Annotated in this window: 17 protein-coding genes; 7 read left to right on the top strand and 10 right to left on the bottom strand. The window is 64.9% G+C overall.

Features of this window, described 5'->3' with window-relative positions; genetic code table 11:
- Positions 1-57: 57 nt before the first annotated feature.
- Genes VHN57_RS00565 through VHN57_RS00555 form a run of 3 tightly spaced genes read right to left on the bottom strand, consistent with a single transcriptional unit; the run spans position 58 to position 3,001 of the window.
- On the bottom strand, positions 58-1,104 hold the full coding sequence (locus tag VHN57_RS00565; RefSeq protein ID WP_278986022.1) for a homocysteine S-methyltransferase family protein: 1,047 nt from the start codon (positions 1,102-1,104) through the stop codon (positions 58-60).
- Positions 1,101-2,033 carry a methylenetetrahydrofolate reductase gene (gene metF / locus VHN57_RS00560; RefSeq protein WP_161732471.1) on the bottom strand — a complete coding sequence of 311 codons (933 nt, stop codon included), beginning with the start codon at positions 2,031-2,033 and terminating at the stop codon, positions 1,101-1,103. Before metF ends, VHN57_RS00565 begins: the two co-directional genes overlap by 4 nt.
- On the bottom strand, positions 2,030-3,001 hold the full coding sequence (locus tag VHN57_RS00555) for an ArsR/SmtB family transcription factor (protein WP_278986018.1): 972 nt from the start codon (positions 2,999-3,001) through the stop codon (positions 2,030-2,032). Before VHN57_RS00555 ends, metF begins: the two co-directional genes overlap by 4 nt.
- A gap of 213 nt (positions 3,002-3,214) precedes the next feature.
- Here VHN57_RS00555 and VHN57_RS00550 point away from each other — a divergent pair, with 213 nt between their 5' ends.
- Positions 3,215-3,433, top strand: a complete 219-nt coding sequence (locus VHN57_RS00550) for a hypothetical protein (protein ID WP_004210488.1) — start codon at positions 3,215-3,217, stop codon at positions 3,431-3,433.
- 84 nt (positions 3,434-3,517) lie between these two features.
- Positions 3,518-3,751 (top strand): hypothetical protein, encoded by a 234-nt coding sequence (locus VHN57_RS00545; protein WP_278986017.1) that lies wholly within the window; start codon positions 3,518-3,520, stop codon positions 3,749-3,751.
- A 58-nt stretch (positions 3,752-3,809) separates the two neighbouring features.
- On the opposite strand, the gene VHN57_RS00540 is transcribed toward VHN57_RS00545, so the two are convergent.
- A complete protein-coding gene (locus VHN57_RS00540; RefSeq protein WP_125986114.1) occupies positions 3,810-4,235 on the bottom strand; it encodes a glycine zipper 2TM domain-containing protein in 426 nt (141 codons plus the stop codon).
- Between the two features lie 183 nt (positions 4,236-4,418).
- Here VHN57_RS00540 and VHN57_RS00535 point away from each other — a divergent pair, with 183 nt between their 5' ends.
- Entirely contained in the window at positions 4,419-5,402 is a 984-nt protein-coding gene (locus tag VHN57_RS00535) for an esterase-like activity of phytase family protein (protein ID WP_017502993.1), read from the top strand.
- A gap of 169 nt (positions 5,403-5,571) precedes the next feature.
- Here the strand turns inward: VHN57_RS00535 and rpmB are convergent, their stop codons facing one another.
- The gene (rpmB, locus tag VHN57_RS00530; protein ID WP_004210484.1) at positions 5,572-5,865 is read right to left on the bottom strand and encodes a 50S ribosomal protein L28; all 294 of its coding nucleotides are present in this window, start codon (positions 5,863-5,865) and stop codon (positions 5,572-5,574) included.
- Positions 5,866-6,018: 153 nt separating this feature from the next.
- On the opposite strand from rpmB, the gene VHN57_RS00525 reads away from it, so the two are divergent.
- Together VHN57_RS00525 and VHN57_RS00520 are read left to right on the top strand one after the other, a co-directional pair.
- Positions 6,019-6,240, top strand: a complete 222-nt coding sequence (locus VHN57_RS00525; RefSeq protein WP_004210483.1) for a hypothetical protein — start codon at positions 6,019-6,021, stop codon at positions 6,238-6,240.
- Between the two features lie 149 nt (positions 6,241-6,389).
- The gene (locus VHN57_RS00520; protein WP_278986015.1) at positions 6,390-6,848 is read left to right on the top strand and encodes a nucleoside deaminase; all 459 of its coding nucleotides are present in this window, start codon (positions 6,390-6,392) and stop codon (positions 6,846-6,848) included.
- On the opposite strand, the gene VHN57_RS00515 is transcribed toward VHN57_RS00520, so the two are convergent.
- Positions 6,810-8,723, bottom strand: a complete 1,914-nt coding sequence (locus VHN57_RS00515; protein WP_278986014.1) for a hypothetical protein — start codon at positions 8,721-8,723, stop codon at positions 6,810-6,812. The genes VHN57_RS00520 and VHN57_RS00515 overlap by 39 nt on opposite strands.
- Before the next feature lie 44 nt (positions 8,724-8,767).
- Between VHN57_RS00515 and VHN57_RS00510 the strand changes: the two genes are divergently transcribed.
- Entirely contained in the window at positions 8,768-9,184 is a 417-nt protein-coding gene (locus VHN57_RS00510) for a GtrA family protein (protein ID WP_278986013.1), read from the top strand.
- 20 nt (positions 9,185-9,204) lie between these two features.
- Here the strand turns inward: VHN57_RS00510 and VHN57_RS00505 are convergent, their stop codons facing one another.
- On the bottom strand, positions 9,205-10,098 hold the full coding sequence (locus tag VHN57_RS00505) for an AraC family transcriptional regulator (protein ID WP_278986011.1): 894 nt from the start codon (positions 10,096-10,098) through the stop codon (positions 9,205-9,207).
- Positions 10,099-10,287: 189 nt separating this feature from the next.
- Between VHN57_RS00505 and VHN57_RS00500 the strand changes: the two genes are divergently transcribed.
- Entirely contained in the window at positions 10,288-11,019 is a 732-nt protein-coding gene (locus VHN57_RS00500) for an SDR family oxidoreductase (RefSeq protein WP_278986010.1), read from the top strand.
- An 82-nt stretch (positions 11,020-11,101) separates the two neighbouring features.
- Here the strand turns inward: VHN57_RS00500 and VHN57_RS00495 are convergent, their stop codons facing one another.
- The 3 genes from VHN57_RS00495 to VHN57_RS00485 are packed head-to-tail and all read right to left on the bottom strand — an operon-like array spanning position 11,102 to position 13,546.
- Complete coding sequence (locus tag VHN57_RS00495) at positions 11,102-11,905, bottom strand: LytR/AlgR family response regulator transcription factor (RefSeq protein WP_004210477.1); 804 nt, start codon at positions 11,903-11,905, stop codon at positions 11,102-11,104.
- Positions 11,902-13,008 (bottom strand): sensor histidine kinase, encoded by a 1,107-nt coding sequence (locus VHN57_RS00490; RefSeq protein ID WP_004210476.1) that lies wholly within the window; start codon positions 13,006-13,008, stop codon positions 11,902-11,904. The genes VHN57_RS00495 and VHN57_RS00490 overlap by 4 nt, the downstream gene beginning before the upstream one ends.
- A gap of 55 nt (positions 13,009-13,063) precedes the next feature.
- Positions 13,064-13,546 carry a winged helix-turn-helix transcriptional regulator gene (locus VHN57_RS00485; protein ID WP_004210475.1) on the bottom strand — a complete coding sequence of 161 codons (483 nt, stop codon included), beginning with the start codon at positions 13,544-13,546 and terminating at the stop codon, positions 13,064-13,066.
- Positions 13,547-13,632 lie beyond the last annotated feature (86 nt).

Below are 13,632 nucleotides of genomic sequence, written 5' to 3'. Positions count from 1 at the left end.
GGTAACACCCCTCCGTCTGGCTTCGCCAGCCACCTCCCCTTCCAGGGGAGGATGAAACTAGGCCGCGATATGCATCGGTTCGAGACCCGCGAGGCGCGTCACGACCGTCAGTTCGGGCACCTGGCGCGGCTTGTGCCCCGCCAGCGCCTTCGCCACCGCGCCGATATGGGCGGGCGTCGTGCCGCAGCAGCCGCCGACCATGTTGACCAGCCCTTCGTCCACCCACTGACGGATCAGCTTCGCGGTGGTTTCCGGCAGCTCGTCATATTGCCCCAGTTCATTGGGCAGGCCGGCATTGGGATAGGCCAGGATCAGCGTGTCGGCATTCTTCGACAGTTCGGCCAGATAAGGCCGCAGCAGGTCCGCGCCGAAGGCGCAGTTCACGCCGATGGTCAGCGGCTTCAGGTGCCGCAGCGAATACCAGAAGGCGTTGATCGTGTGGCCCGACAGGTTCCGGCCCGACATGTCGGTGATGGTGAAGCTGAGCATCACCGGCACCGAGCGACCTGCCGCTTCCTCCGCCTCGCGCGCGGCCATGCCGGCGGCCTTGGCGTTGAGTGTATCGAAGCAGGTTTCGATCAGCAGGAAGTCGACGCCGCCAGCGATCAGCGCGTCGCACTGTTCGCGATAATCGGCCTTGAGCGTATCATAATCGACCTCGCGATAGGCGGGATCGTTGACGTCGGGCGAGATCGACAGCGTCTTGTTGGTCGGGCCGATCGAGCCGCAGACGAAGCGGGGCTTGCCGTCCTTGGCCGTCGCCTTTTCGCAGGCGGCCCGCGCGATCTTGGCGGCGGCGACATTGATGTCCCACACCAGATGCTCGCAGCCATAGTCGGCCATGGCGATCTTGGTCGAGCTGAACGTGTTGGTCTCGATCATGTCGGCGCCATTGTCGAGATAGGCGGTGTGAATGCCCTCAACGATGTCCGGCCGGGTCAGGCAGAGCAGGTCGTTATTGCCCTTCTGGTCCTTGGCCAGGTCCAGAGACCCACGATAATCGGCTTCGGTCAGGCCGTGCTTCTGGATCGACGTGCCATAGCCACCGTCGAAGATCAGGATCTTTTCCGCCGCCAGGGCGCGCAAACGTGCTTCGGCGTTCATGCCGTCTTCTCCAGTTCAGCCGCAACCTGAGGCCTCAACCCCAGCAGATGGCAGATCGCATAGCTTAGTTCCGCCCGGTTGAGCGTATAGAAATGAAAGTCGCGCACGCCGCCCATATAGAGGTTGCGGCACAGCTCGGCCGCCAGCGTGGCGGAGACGAGCTGGCGCGCGGCCGGATGCTGGTCCAGCCCGTCAAACAGGCGGCCCATCCAGGCGGGGACATCGGTGTTGCACATCGCCGACATGCGCTGGACCGCTGCGAAATTGCTGACCGGCATGATGCCCGGAATGACGTCCGCATCGATGCCGGCGGCGGCGACCGTGTCGCGGAAGCGGAAGAAGGTGTCCGCCTCGAAGAAGAATTGGGTGATCGCACGGGTCGCGCCAGCGTCGATCTTGCGCTTCAAATTGTCGATGTCGCTCTGCGCGCTCAGCGCATCGGGATGGGTTTCGGGATAGGCGGCGACCGAAATCTCGAAATCATGGCGCTTGCGCAGCCCCTCGACCAGTTCGGCCGCGCCTTTATAACCATCGGGATGCGGCTGGAAGGCGGTGCCGGCCTCCGGCGGATCGCCGCGCAGCGCGACGATATGGCGCACGCCCGCTTCCCAATAGGCGTCGGCCACTTCGTCGATCTCGGCCTTGCTGGCGGCGACGCAGGTCAGGTGCGCGGCGGCGGCCAGCGGCGTTTCCCTGGCGATGCGGGCGACCGTATTATGGGTGCGCTCGCGGGTGGAGCCGCCCGCGCCATAGGTCACCGACACGAACTTTGGCGCCAGCGGCGTCAGCGTCTCGATCGCCGACCAGAGCTGTTCCTCCATCTTCTCCGTCTTGGGCGGGAAGAATTCGAAGCTCACATTGAGGTCGCCGGCCAGATCCGCATAGAGCGGCCCTTCGGCATCATGGCGGGCGCGGTCAGTCTGGGTCATGCGGAAATCCGTTCTTCGATGGGCAAGATGTCGGCGCCGCGCTGGCGCCCGAGCCATAATTGTACCGTCAGTTCCTGGCCGGGCAGCATGTCCACCCGCTCCAGTTCCAGGCCCGCCTGCGCGAACCAGCCTTCGATCTGCATGTCGGAAAAGCCCAGGCGCGCATGCTGGTCGCGCGTGCGCAGCTCCTCGCGTTCATGGGCGGCGAAATCGACGATCAGCACGCGGCCGCCGGGGCGCAGCACCTGCGCCGCCTGCGCGATCACCTGCTCGGGGGCCTGGGCATAATGCAGCACCTGATGCAGCAGCACCGTGTCGACGCTGGCGGGATCGATCGGCAGCGCGGCGAAATCGCCCAGCAGCAACGCATATTTGTCGCCCGCATCCTCGGGCAGCTTGGCGCGGGCCAGCCGCAACATATCGGGACTGCGATCAAGCGCCGTCACCTGATCGGCGGCGGGGCCGAACAATTCGATCATCCGCCCGGTGCCGGTGCCGATGTCGAGCAGATGGCCGATCGCCTGCCCGTCCAGCATCGCGCGCATCGCCGCTTCCACATCGGCTTCGGCGACATGGAGCGAACGGATTGCGTCCCATTCCTCGGCATGTTCGGCGAAATAGGCTTCGGCTGCGCGCGCGCGCTCGGCCCGCACGGCGGCAAGACGGGCCAGGTCCGCGCTCTGCCAGGCGGCTTCGGCGGCCGACGGCTGCAGCCGGTCGAACAAGGTGATGAAGGGCTGGACCGACGCCTTCTGCCCCAACCGCAGGAAGACCCAATTGCCCTCCTTGCGCCGTTCGACCAGGCCGGATTCCACGAGAATGCGGATATGGCGCGACACGCGCGGCTGGCTCTGGTCGACCACCTGCGCCACTTCGCCCACGGCCAGTTCCATCGCCCGCAACAGGTGGACGATGCGCAGCCGCGTCGGGTCTCCAAGAGACCGGAAAATGTCGAGGGCGCCACTCATGCGGCAATCATATAAAGAAATCTTTATATGCGTCAATGGCCGTCCATTGCGGGCACTTCCGACAAAAACCGCGCCTTATCAGGCCCTCCCGCTCAGGAATGGGATTGCCTTGCTCCGCCCAAAGCATTACGAATCAGCGCGCAGGCGCAATGGGGGGTGAGCTTTTCTCCGAGAGTGGTCTGCATCTTTTTTTTCTCTGAGAGGGGTTTGCCCATGTCCAAGTCGATTGCTCTTTCGCTCGTTCTCGCCGCTTCGCTGGGTCTGGCTGCTTGCGGTGGCCACACCGCCGAAAACGCTGCCAACAACGCCGCCAACGCTGCTGAGAACGCTTCGAACGCTGCCGACAACGCCATGAACGCCGCGATGAACGCTGCCGACAACGCTGCGAACGCCGCTTCGAACGCGACCAACAACGTCGCCAACGCGATGTAATTTCCCTTTCGGGAAGAGTTTCTTGGAAAAGGGCCGCACCGGAAACGGGAGCGGCCCTTTTCTTATGCGCGAAAGGACCGGCGAGTGATCAAGCGACCTGCCCTGCTGCTCCTGCTGGCGCTGGGCGCCTGCCATTCCGGCCAGGATGATGGCGTCGGCGGCGTCAGCGCGGCCGAAGCCAGCGCGCTCAATGCCGCCGCGGCGCAGCTGGATGCGCGCGCCGGTGCCGCGTCGCCGCAGGAGGCCGGGCTCAACCCCGCCGCCGTCGCGGCCGCCCGCGCCGACCGGCGACAGGCCGGGGGCAATGCCGCCCGATAGCAAAAGGCCGCCCCCCTTCACGGGGACGGCCCTTCAAAGTCACCAGATGGGGTGACGCTTAGCAGTTGCGGTCGATCGCGCGGCCAGCCAGCGCACCGACGCCTGCGCCGATGATGGCACCCGTGGTGCCGTCGCCCCGGCCATAGCGGCTGCTGCCCTTACCGACTTCGTTGCCCAGCAGGCCACCGGCGATCGCACCGATGATGGTGCCGCCCGTGCCATTGTCCCGGCAGCGATAGCCGCCACGATAACCGCGATAATCATTGCGGTAATAATTGCCGCGATAACCGCCGCGATAGCCACGGTCGCCGCGATAATAGTCACCCCGGTAACCGCGATAGCCGCGATCACCCCGGTAATAGTCGCCGCGCTCATAGCTGCGGCCCCAGCCATCGCGCGCCATGGCGGGCGTCGCGGTGACGGCGAGGGAGGCAGCGCCCATGGCGAGCGCAGCACCCAGATTGATCAGATACTTCATCTTCATGGCGTTGCTCCTCAGATTGCCATTTCCGCGGTGAACCGGACGGGCCGATCACCAGGATTGATGCCCTTATGACTGATTCGCGTTGAGTGGAGCCTGAATGGCGGTGACAGCCACCGTTCAGCTGGCAACGCTTCGCCACTCCCCTGCTGCGTCCCGCCGACATTTCCCCTATGGCAGAGCGCGATGCGTCGAATCCTGATCGTTCTCGCTCTTGCGATCCTGCTGCTGCCTGCCCCGCCGTCCACCAAGCCCGCCGCCGTGCGGCCGGGCACCTTGCTGGTGACGGCGCGGGCGGTGCCGCTCGACAGCAGCGATCCCGATCGCCGCCGGGTCGGCACGCTCACCTATCTGGGCGGCTGGCAGCTTGGCAGCGACAATCCGGGCTTTGGCAGCATATCCTCGCTGCTGGTCGACGGGCCGGGCCAGATATTGGCGCTGAGCGATGCCGGCGTGCTGATGGGCTTCCATGTCGGTCCCGGTCGCGCCAGCCGCCGGCCCTTCATCGCGCCGCTGCCGGTGCGGGCGCAGGACAGGGACCGGCCCTGGTGGTCCTGGGATTCGGAATCCATGACCCATGATCCGGCGAGCGACCGCTATTGGGTGGGGTTCGAGCTGCTCCAGGCGATCTGCCGCTACTCGCCCGGCTTCGCGCGGGTGGAGGCGTGCCGGACCTGGCCGGAAATCGTCGCCTGGCCCAAGACCGGATCGATCGAATCCTTCACCCGCCTGCCCGACGGCCGCTTCATCGCGATCGGCGAGATGGGCATGACTGCCGACGGCCATCATGACACATTGCTCTGGTCGGGCGATCCGGCCGAACATGACACGGCCGATCCGATCCACCTCCATTATGTCGCGCCGCAGGGCTATCGCCCGACCGACATGGTCGCGCTGGACGATCGCCATCTGCTGGTACTGAACCGGCGCCTGACCCTGCAGGAACTGTTCACCGCGACGATCGCGATGATCGAGCTGCCTGAGAATCCCGCACCGAACACGGAACTGCGCGCCCGGACGCTGGCACGGCTGGCGCCGCCGCTGCTGGCCGACAATTTCGAAGGACTGGCGCTCAGCCGGGAACAGGGCCGGACGATCCTGTGGGTCGCATCCGACGACAATCACGAATTCTTCCAGCGCACCTTGCTGCTGAAATTCCGATTGGATTGATCGGAACCCGCATCCCCACCCGGCCTTCCATTCCAGGATATGCTGTTGGGAGGCCGGGTGGGGGTGCGGGCTGGTGCGGCGCATTCCCTGCGCAGCAGGGAATATCAGAAAACGCAAAAAAGCGGCCTGTTGCCAGGCCGCTTCTTATGCCGAAACGAATCGAAGCGAATCAGGCGGCTGCGGCAGCCTGCTTCTTGACGATGTCGCGCTTCAGGCGACGGGCCTTCAGCGACAGCTTGTCGTCGCTGGTCTTGACCAGCCAGTTGTCGAGGCCGCCATTATGCTCGACCGAGCGCAGACCATGGGTCGACACGCGCAGCTTGACGGTGGTTTCCAGCGTTTCGGAGATCAGCGACACGTTCTGCAGGTTCGGCAGGAACACGCGCTTGGTCTTGTTGTTGGCGTGGGAAACATTGTGACCCACCTGGCGACCCTTACCGGTCAGCTCGCAAATGCGCGACATAGTCAATCAACCTTTGAAATTCGGGTTCGTTCGGAAAGCGGCGCCGATAGCGGGATTCCCGCTCGCCGTCAACCTTCCGCTCGGTTCGTGGCACTATCGCAACCATTTCACCGGGCCCCGCGTTCATCCCCCCGTTCAATAGAGGAGAGTGCCATGCGTTTCATCGGCGGATTGCTGCTGATCGCGCTTATCGTCATCGGCGCCGGGATAGCAACCGGATTCATCGACCTGCAGAAGACTCAGGAGGGTCGCCTGCCCGAAGTCTCCGTAAAACAGGGCGCCCTGCCCAAATATGAGGCGAGCGTCGCCAAGGTTGAAGTGGGCAGCCGCAACGAAACGGTCGAGGTTCCGACCGTGGACGTGAAGAAGCCCTGAGTCGATTCGCGGGCTTTTGATGCGCCGCCCGGCGCATGGACGGCACCAGCCCGCACCCCCACCCGGCCGCCCATTCTAGGATATGCTGTTGGGAGGCCGGGTGGGGGTGCGGGCTGGTGCGGCCCTCCCTCTCCGACTAAGGCGGGGTCATGACCTCGCCCTTTCCCTTGCCCGAACCGATGCGCCGCGCCTTTGCGCTGGCGCGGGAAGCCGAAGCGGCGGGCGAGGTGCCGATCGGCGCCGTGGTCACGCGCGATGGCGTCATCATCGGCGAGGGCGAGAATCGCAACCGCCGCGACAATGACCCCACTGCCCATGCCGAAATGGTGGCGATTCGCGCCGCCGCCACCCGGATCGGCGATTTCCGTCTGACCAGCTGCGACCTGTGGGTGACGCTGGAGCCGTGCCCGATGTGCGCGGGCGCGATTTCCCACGCACGGGTCGCCCGGCTCTATTATGCGGTGTCCGACCCCAAGGGCGGCGCGGTCGAACAGGGACCGCGCCTCTTTGCCCAGCCGCAATGCCTGCACCGCCCCGAAATCTATGGCGGGCTGGCCGAGGCGGAAGGATCAGCGCTGCTGCGCGACTTTTTTGCCGCCCGGCGCTGAATAATCAATCTTGTAGAGCGTGTAGGGCAGCGTCATCGCCGTCTTGAGCGTCACCGGCTGCAACCAGGCGGGAATCGTGCCGCGCATCAGGTCCGCATAGAAGCCGCGCGGACTGCGCGACTGATAGATGGTTCCTTCCGGGAAATTGGGACAGACCAGCAAATAGGTCGCATGATGCTTCGCCGCGATCGGGCGGAAGGCGTCGGCCGGCCCGTCATAGGCATGATGCATGTCGAGGATCGTCGCGCCATTGCGATGATAGGGACCGGCCACCGCGCTATGATGCGTCGTGGCGATGATGCGCGGCCCCAGATCGACCATTGTGAAGATGGTCGCCGACGGCAGCTGGTCCAGCACCTCCAGCGCCGGCAGCGTGCGACAGCGGCCATTGGCCTTCTTGATCGCGTCGGTGCGGGCGATGGCGGACGGGCGCCAGGGCTTGGGCTTGGTGCCGGTCGCCTGCTGCCACAGCGCGATCACCTGCGGATAGAGCGGATAGGCACAGGCAATGGCGCCGACCAGCAGCGCGCCGATCCCGGCCAGGATGCGCACCCGGCGCGATCCGGTGAAGATCGCCGTCACCAGCCGCCATCCGGCCCAGGCGGCGGGCGGAATCGCCAGCAACTGCGCCGCCGGCCCGGCGCGCAGCTGCCAGAAGAGCAGAGCGGTCGAGAAAAGCATCATCAGGCCGATCGTCGCGAACGCCCAGAGCCGGTCGCTGTCGCGCCGCAATTCCCATAGCGCCCAGAGCAGGCCGAGGAGGCCCACCGCCGGCAGCGCCATCAGCGGCACGACCAGGCTCTGCGCCTGCGCGGTGATCGGCTTTGCCTCGCGGATATTGGCCAGCCAGAGCTGCTGCAGCTCGGGCGAGATCTGATAGGGGGTCAGGCATTGCGGCCAATTGAGCAGGAAGAACAGACCCACCGCGCCGCCGACGATCATGCCGGCGATCAGCCGCTGCCACCAGAGCCGCAGCGGCAGGCGGCTCAAGAGCACCATGCCCGCACCGGCCGCGCCGAACACCGCGACCCAGATGGGCGAGATGGCATCGCACACCATGTGGCGATTATCGTAGCTGGCGAAGAGGACGTAGCAGAGCGAGGTCGCCCCCGCGAGGCTGAGGCCATAGGGCAGCATCCGCCGCCCGGCGCCATCGCGGAACACCCAGCGCAGCGCCACCAGCGCGCCGCCGGCGGCGAGATAGACGATCATCTCCATCCCGATCGCCACCGACAGGGCGCTCGACACGCCCGCCACCACGCCGCCGCGCAGCCAGTTGCGGTCAATGAGGCCCGCCATCATCGTCAGCGCCAGCGCCAGTTGCCAGCCATGATGGTCGATCCGCATCGGCGCGAACATGCCCAGGCCCATCTGCGCGGCGAGCGGCGCCAGCACCGCGAACAGCCAGGCCCAGCGCGCGCCGACGGCGTCGCCCGCCAGCCGCCGGGCGATCGATCCCAGGCTCAACATCAGCAGGAACAGCGGCAGCAGCGGCGCAATCGCGCAGGCCAGCCGGTCGGCCAGATCCTGTTCGACAAAGGCGCGGAAGAACAGCATCAACCCGGCGAGCGGGATGTCGACCAGCCGCGACCAGTGGATATTGGCGCCGCCCGGCGGATCGAGCCGATATTGGCGCAGATCATACCAGCCCTGCCCGGCCAGCCAGTCCTTGACCTGGACGAAGCGGATATTGTCGTCCGTGTCGCTCAGCGTCAGCCAGTGGATGGCGGGCCAGCGATCGACCAGCATGCAGACCAGGATCGCGATCCAGATCAGGAAGGTCAGCCACTTCCAGTGGCGATCGGCATAGGCGGTGAGGATCGCGAACCAATGGGGCGCGCGGGCGCGAAAAGCAGGCCAGCTTTGCAAATTCATGGCCGGTGGATTAGACGCTCCACACCAAAGCGCAACGGGGCTCCATGAAAATCATCGACCGACTGTCGCCGGCCCATCAGGCCCTGTTCTGGCAGATATTGCGCTATGGCATCAGCGGCCTGTTCATCACTGCCTGCCAGGCGGCGATCTACTGGACGCTGGCGGCGCCGGTGGGTCTCCATCCACAGGTCGCCAACGGCATCGGTTATCTCTGCGCGGTGGCGATCGGCTATGTGCTGCACAATGCCTTCACCTTTCGCGGCCATGGCAGCCAGTCGGGCCATGCCGCGCGCGGTTTCCGCTTCGTCGCCGTCTCGCTGGTCAGCTATGCGCTCAACGCCCTTTGGGTGTATCTGTGCGTCACCCATATGCGCTGGCCCGAATGGTCGCCGATACCGGCGATGATCTGCCTCACCCCCGCCGTGGTGTTCGGCCTCAACCGGCAATGGGTGTTCCGCTAGGGGAAATACCCCCCGATTCCTCAGATCGCCAGCGCCCGGTTCGGCATGGCGCGCAACCGGCCGACGTCGCGCTGGGGTGGCGCGCCGAACAGGCGGCGATATTCGCGGCTGAATTGGGACGGACTGTCATAGCCGACCTGATAGCCGGCCTCGGCCGCGTCGATCCGCTGCGCCAGCATCATCTGCCGCGCCTGCTGGAGCCGCAGCTGCTTCTGATATTGCAGCGGCGTCATCGCCGTCGCCCGGCGAAAATGATCGTGGAAGCTCGACAGGCTCATGCCGGCAAGATCGGCCAGCACCGGTCCGCTGAACGGCTCGCGATAATGGGCCTTGAGCCAGCGGATCGCGCGCGCGATCTGGCCGGTGCGGCTGTCGCCGCTGGCAATCGCCCGCAGCAGCCCGCCGCTCGGCCCCATCATCAGCCGCAGCAGCAATTCCCGCTCGACCAATGGCGCCAGCAGGACGGCACTGTCCGGCTGGCCGAGCAGGCCGGTGAGCCGGCTCGCCGCGTCCAGCAGTTCGGGCGTGATCGGATGGAGCGAGAGCGCCCGCCCCTCCTCCACCGCCGCAGCAGCCGGCAAGGTCAGCGCGATCTCGGACAGCATCGCCGGGTCGAGATAGAGGCAGAAGCAGAGATAGGGGCTGTCCGCATCCGCCTGCGTCACCGTGCCGGTGATCGGCAGGTCGAGCGAGGCGACCAGATAGCTGGCCGGGCCATAGGCTATGACCGCGTCGCCCATCATCACCTGCTTGGCGCCTTGCGCGATGATGCACAGCGCCGGGCGCTGGAGCATATGCACCGGTTCGCCCGGCTGCGACCAGCGCACAAGCGTCAGGCGCGGGATCAGCGTGTCGACTATGCCGTCCGCGTCCATATGGCGGGCGATCTTCTCGCCCAGATGCTCATGGCTCATGCACGCCACCTCCCAGGAATTTCAGGCAATCTAGATAGTCCATAAGCCCGCCAACCACCACGCCCGATCATTCATTCGGAATATCGTGCAATCATGGCGCAGGACCATTCTACCGCTCCGGGGGCAATCGGGCGCATTCCTGCTCCATCGGATCGGGTGTCGATCCGCCCCAAGGATGGAGCTTCAATCATGGCTATCGAGAACAAGGTCATCGCGATCACCGGCGCCAGCAGCGGCATTGGCGAGGGCACGGCGCGGCTGCTGGCGGCACGCGGCGCGAAGCTGATGCTGGGCGCCCGCCGCACCGACCGGCTGGCCGCGCTCGCCGCAGAACTGAACGCCGCCGGCGGCACGGTCGCCTTCCGCGCGCTCGACGTCACCGACCGCGCCGATGTCGAGGGGTTCATTGCCGCAACCGAAGCCGAATTTGGCCGCATCGACGTGCTGGTCAGCAATGCCGGGCTGATGCCGCTGTCGCGCTTCGACAGTTTGAAGGTCGAGGAATGGGACCGGATGATCGACGTCAACATCCGCGGCGTGCTGCACGGCATCGCCGCCGCCCTGCCCCGCTTCAAGGCCCAGGGCAGCGGCCATTTCGTCAATATCTCGTCGATCGGCGGCTATCGCGTCTGGCCGACCTGCGGCGTCTATTCGGCGACCAAATATGCGGTGCGCGCCATTTCCGACGGACTGCGGATGGAGCATGACGATATCCGCGTCACCATCGTGTCGCCCGGCGTGGTCGAATCCGAACTGGCCAGTACCATCACCGAAGCGGGCGCCGCCGCCGCGATGGAGGATTTCCGCGCCATCGCCCTGACGCCCGACGCGATCGCCCGCGCCATCGCCTATGCGGTGGAACAGCCCCACGATGTCGATGTGAATGAATTGATCGTCCGTCCGGTGCGGACGATGGACTGAGGAAGAGGCCATTTGAGAAATGGCGCTACCAGCCCGCACCAAACGGCCGGCCGCCCCTGCACGGGCGGCCGGCGCCGTTTCGTCAGTGGACGAAACGCGCGACGACGTCGCGGTAGGAACGGCTGACCTTTACCTGGGCGCCGGATTCCAGCACCAGGAAGCATTCGCCGTTGGTATGGGGCTTCACCTGGCGCACCTGGCTCAGGTTGACGATGGTCGAGCGATGGACGCGCTGGAAATTGCGCGGGTCGAGCCGCTTTTCCAGATCCTTCATCGTCTCGCGCAGGATCAGCGAGTTGTCGGCGGTATAGATGCACATATAGTCGCCCGCCGCGTCGATCCGCTCGATCGAATCCACGTCGACGCGGAAAATCTGCCCGCGATCCTTGATGTTGATCAGCTTCTCGAAGCGGTTCGACGCCGGCGCATCCTCGTCGCCATTGGCAAAATCGTGCATCGCGTCGGGCGCCACTTCGGCCAGCACCTCGCGCAGCTTTTCCGCTTCCTGCACCTGCTTCTTCTCGGACAGGCGCAGGCGCACCCGGTCGAGCGCATCGGCCAGGCGGCCTTCATCCACCGGCTTCATCAGATAATCGACCGCCTGCGCCTCGAAGGCGCGGATCGCATGGTCGCTATAGGCGGTGACGAAGATGAACAAAGGTGGTTCGACCTCCATCATCCCCTGGACGACGGAGAAGCCGTCGAAGCCGGGCATCTGGATATCGAGGAACACAAGGTCGGGTTTATGCGTCTTGATGGCACGGATGGCTTCGCGGCCATTGGTGCAGGTCTCGATGATTTCGACATCCTCATGCGCTTGCAGACGGAGCTTAAGGCCTTGGATAGCCAGGCTTTCGTCGTCGACGAGGATTGTTCTGATGGTCATGCGGCCACTTTCGATGTTTCATCCATGTTAAGCGGAATTTCGATGATGACCGAAAATCCGCTTTGCGTGGAACGCGTTTCGAACCGCTGTCGTTCCCCGAAGGCCTGAATTAACCGGTCCCGGATGTTCGGCAGGCCGACGCCCGTCCCCTCGCTGACCGGAATGTGTGGCTTCATTGCGCCATCGTTCAATCCCGGCCCACTGTCCGACACGACGATCCGGACATTTTCACCGGCAGGTTGCGCCGACACCGAGATTTCCGCCCCTTCCTCCTTGGGCGTGACCGCATATTTGATCGCATTTTCCACCAGCGGCTGCAGCAGCAGCGACGGCAGGCGTGCATGGGCGACCGAAGGATGGACATCGAAGGACGGACGCAGCCGGTCCTCGAAGCGCATCTTCTCGATCTCCAGATAGAGTTTCAGCGTCTCGATCTCCTGCTCGATCGTCACCTGCGCGGTCGGCTCATTGATCAGCGTATAGCGCAGGAAGGAGGACAGCCGCGACAGCATCGCATTGGCGCGTGTCGTTTCCTTGAGCAGCACCAGGGTCGAGATGGAATTGAGCGTGTTGAACAGGAAATGCGGATTGAGCTGATAGCGCAGCATGGCGAGCTGCGCGCTCGACGCCTGATTCTCCAGATGGAGCAGCTGGTCCGCCTGTTCCTCCACCGTCAGGTAGAAGTTGATCGCATAATAGAGCGCCGACCAGGCACCCAGCAGCGTCATCGACAGATAGAAGGCGCCCAGGAACAGCTGCAACCCGGCGGTTTCGCTGCCCTTGTTCTGGGTCGAAAAGACCCAGGCATCGATGAAGGCGACCATCGCGGCGGCGGCGACCACGGTGACGATCGACGCGCCCCAGGTCAGGATCGGCCGCTGTTTTTGCAGGAAGCGGAAGGCGACCGCGATCAGCAAGGTCGCCGAATAGCCGGTGACGGTGGAGATCAGCACCGGGATCAGGCTGGACAGCGGCTGACCATTGGCGATGGTGGACGACCCACGCAGCAGAAAGGCCCCGGCCCAGCCAAGCGACTGGAGGTTCCAGAAAGCGCGATTCTTGTCCGCGAAAAAGGGTTTTGGCTGCAGGGGATGGACTGACATTGCCGACAGCCTAGGCGATTTCAGCGCCATGGTGAAGCCGCCCCGTCGTCCGGTATCAGGCCGCCGCAGCCGGCTCTTGCGCCATCGGGGTGACTTCGTCGCGACACAGCCAGACCAGGTCGCTCAGGTCCAGCGTGCGGCCGTCATGCGCCTGGATCGCGATCGCGCGGATCGGCATGCCATCGCGCTTGTCCGCCAGCACCTGGCAGAAGGGCGGCGCGCTGCCCCATTTCTCGCCCCACTGGCGCAGGGCGATCATCGCGGGGGCCAGTTCCTGGCCCTTTTCGGTCAGCCGATATTCGACCTTGCGCCGGTCGCACTGCATCGGCTGGCGCAGCATGATGCCATTTTCGACGAGCCGCGCGAGGCGGTTGGCCAGGATGTTGCGGGCGATGCCCAGCGTCGACTGGAACTCCTCGAAATGGCGAATGCCCGACAGGGCGCCGCGCAGGATCAGGAAGGACCAGCGCTCACCCATCGCCTCCAGCGCGGCGGGAAGGGCGCATTGTTCCAGGTCCTGGGCAAGATTATGTTTCATGATCCCGATCTAATAGCGCAAAGCGGCGACCGTTGCAAAAGTTGCACAAAAGCAACCCAAATCACACAGATCGGGATTTTTTTGTT

The sequence above is a fragment of the Sphingobium salicis subsp. salicis genome (assembly GCF_049472635.1).
GTDB lineage: Bacteria > Pseudomonadota > Alphaproteobacteria > Sphingomonadales > Sphingomonadaceae > Sphingobium > Sphingobium yanoikuyae_A.
Note: the sequence above shows the minus strand (reverse complement) of the source record. Positions and strands in the feature narration are given on the sequence as shown.

What these genes read in the sequence shown, in the direction of transcription:
- VHN57_RS00565 (WP_278986022.1), bottom strand. Translation starts at nt 1,104, where the DNA reads ATGAACGCCGAAGCACGTTTGCGCGCCCTGGCGGCGGAAAAGATCCTG.
- metF (WP_161732471.1), bottom strand. Translation starts at nt 2,033, where the DNA reads ATGACCCAGACTGACCGCGCCCGCCATGATGCCGAAGGGCCGCTCTAT.
- VHN57_RS00555 (WP_278986018.1), bottom strand. Translation starts at nt 3,001, where the DNA reads ATGAGTGGCGCCCTCGACATTTTCCGGTCTCTTGGAGACCCGACGCGG.
- VHN57_RS00550 (WP_004210488.1), top strand. Translation starts at nt 3,215, where the DNA reads ATGTCCAAGTCGATTGCTCTTTCGCTCGTTCTCGCCGCTTCGCTGGGT.
- VHN57_RS00540 (WP_125986114.1), bottom strand. Translation starts at nt 4,235, where the DNA reads ATGAAGATGAAGTATCTGATCAATCTGGGTGCTGCGCTCGCCATGGGC.
- VHN57_RS00535 (WP_017502993.1), top strand. Translation starts at nt 4,419, where the DNA reads ATGCGTCGAATCCTGATCGTTCTCGCTCTTGCGATCCTGCTGCTGCCT.
- rpmB (WP_004210484.1), bottom strand. Translation starts at nt 5,865, where the DNA reads ATGTCGCGCATTTGCGAGCTGACCGGTAAGGGTCGCCAGGTGGGTCAC.
- VHN57_RS00525 (WP_004210483.1), top strand. Translation starts at nt 6,019, where the DNA reads ATGCGTTTCATCGGCGGATTGCTGCTGATCGCGCTTATCGTCATCGGC.
- VHN57_RS00520 (WP_278986015.1), top strand. Translation starts at nt 6,390, where the DNA reads ATGACCTCGCCCTTTCCCTTGCCCGAACCGATGCGCCGCGCCTTTGCG.
- VHN57_RS00515 (WP_278986014.1), bottom strand. Translation starts at nt 8,723, where the DNA reads ATGAATTTGCAAAGCTGGCCTGCTTTTCGCGCCCGCGCGCCCCATTGG.
- VHN57_RS00510 (WP_278986013.1), top strand. Translation starts at nt 8,768, where the DNA reads ATGAAAATCATCGACCGACTGTCGCCGGCCCATCAGGCCCTGTTCTGG.
- VHN57_RS00505 (WP_278986011.1), bottom strand. Translation starts at nt 10,098, where the DNA reads ATGAGCCATGAGCATCTGGGCGAGAAGATCGCCCGCCATATGGACGCG.
- VHN57_RS00500 (WP_278986010.1), top strand. Translation starts at nt 10,288, where the DNA reads ATGGCTATCGAGAACAAGGTCATCGCGATCACCGGCGCCAGCAGCGGC.
- VHN57_RS00495 (WP_004210477.1), bottom strand. Translation starts at nt 11,905, where the DNA reads ATGACCATCAGAACAATCCTCGTCGACGACGAAAGCCTGGCTATCCAA.
- VHN57_RS00490 (WP_004210476.1), bottom strand. Translation starts at nt 13,008, where the DNA reads ATGTCAGTCCATCCCCTGCAGCCAAAACCCTTTTTCGCGGACAAGAAT.
- VHN57_RS00485 (WP_004210475.1), bottom strand. Translation starts at nt 13,546, where the DNA reads ATGAAACATAATCTTGCCCAGGACCTGGAACAATGCGCCCTTCCCGCC.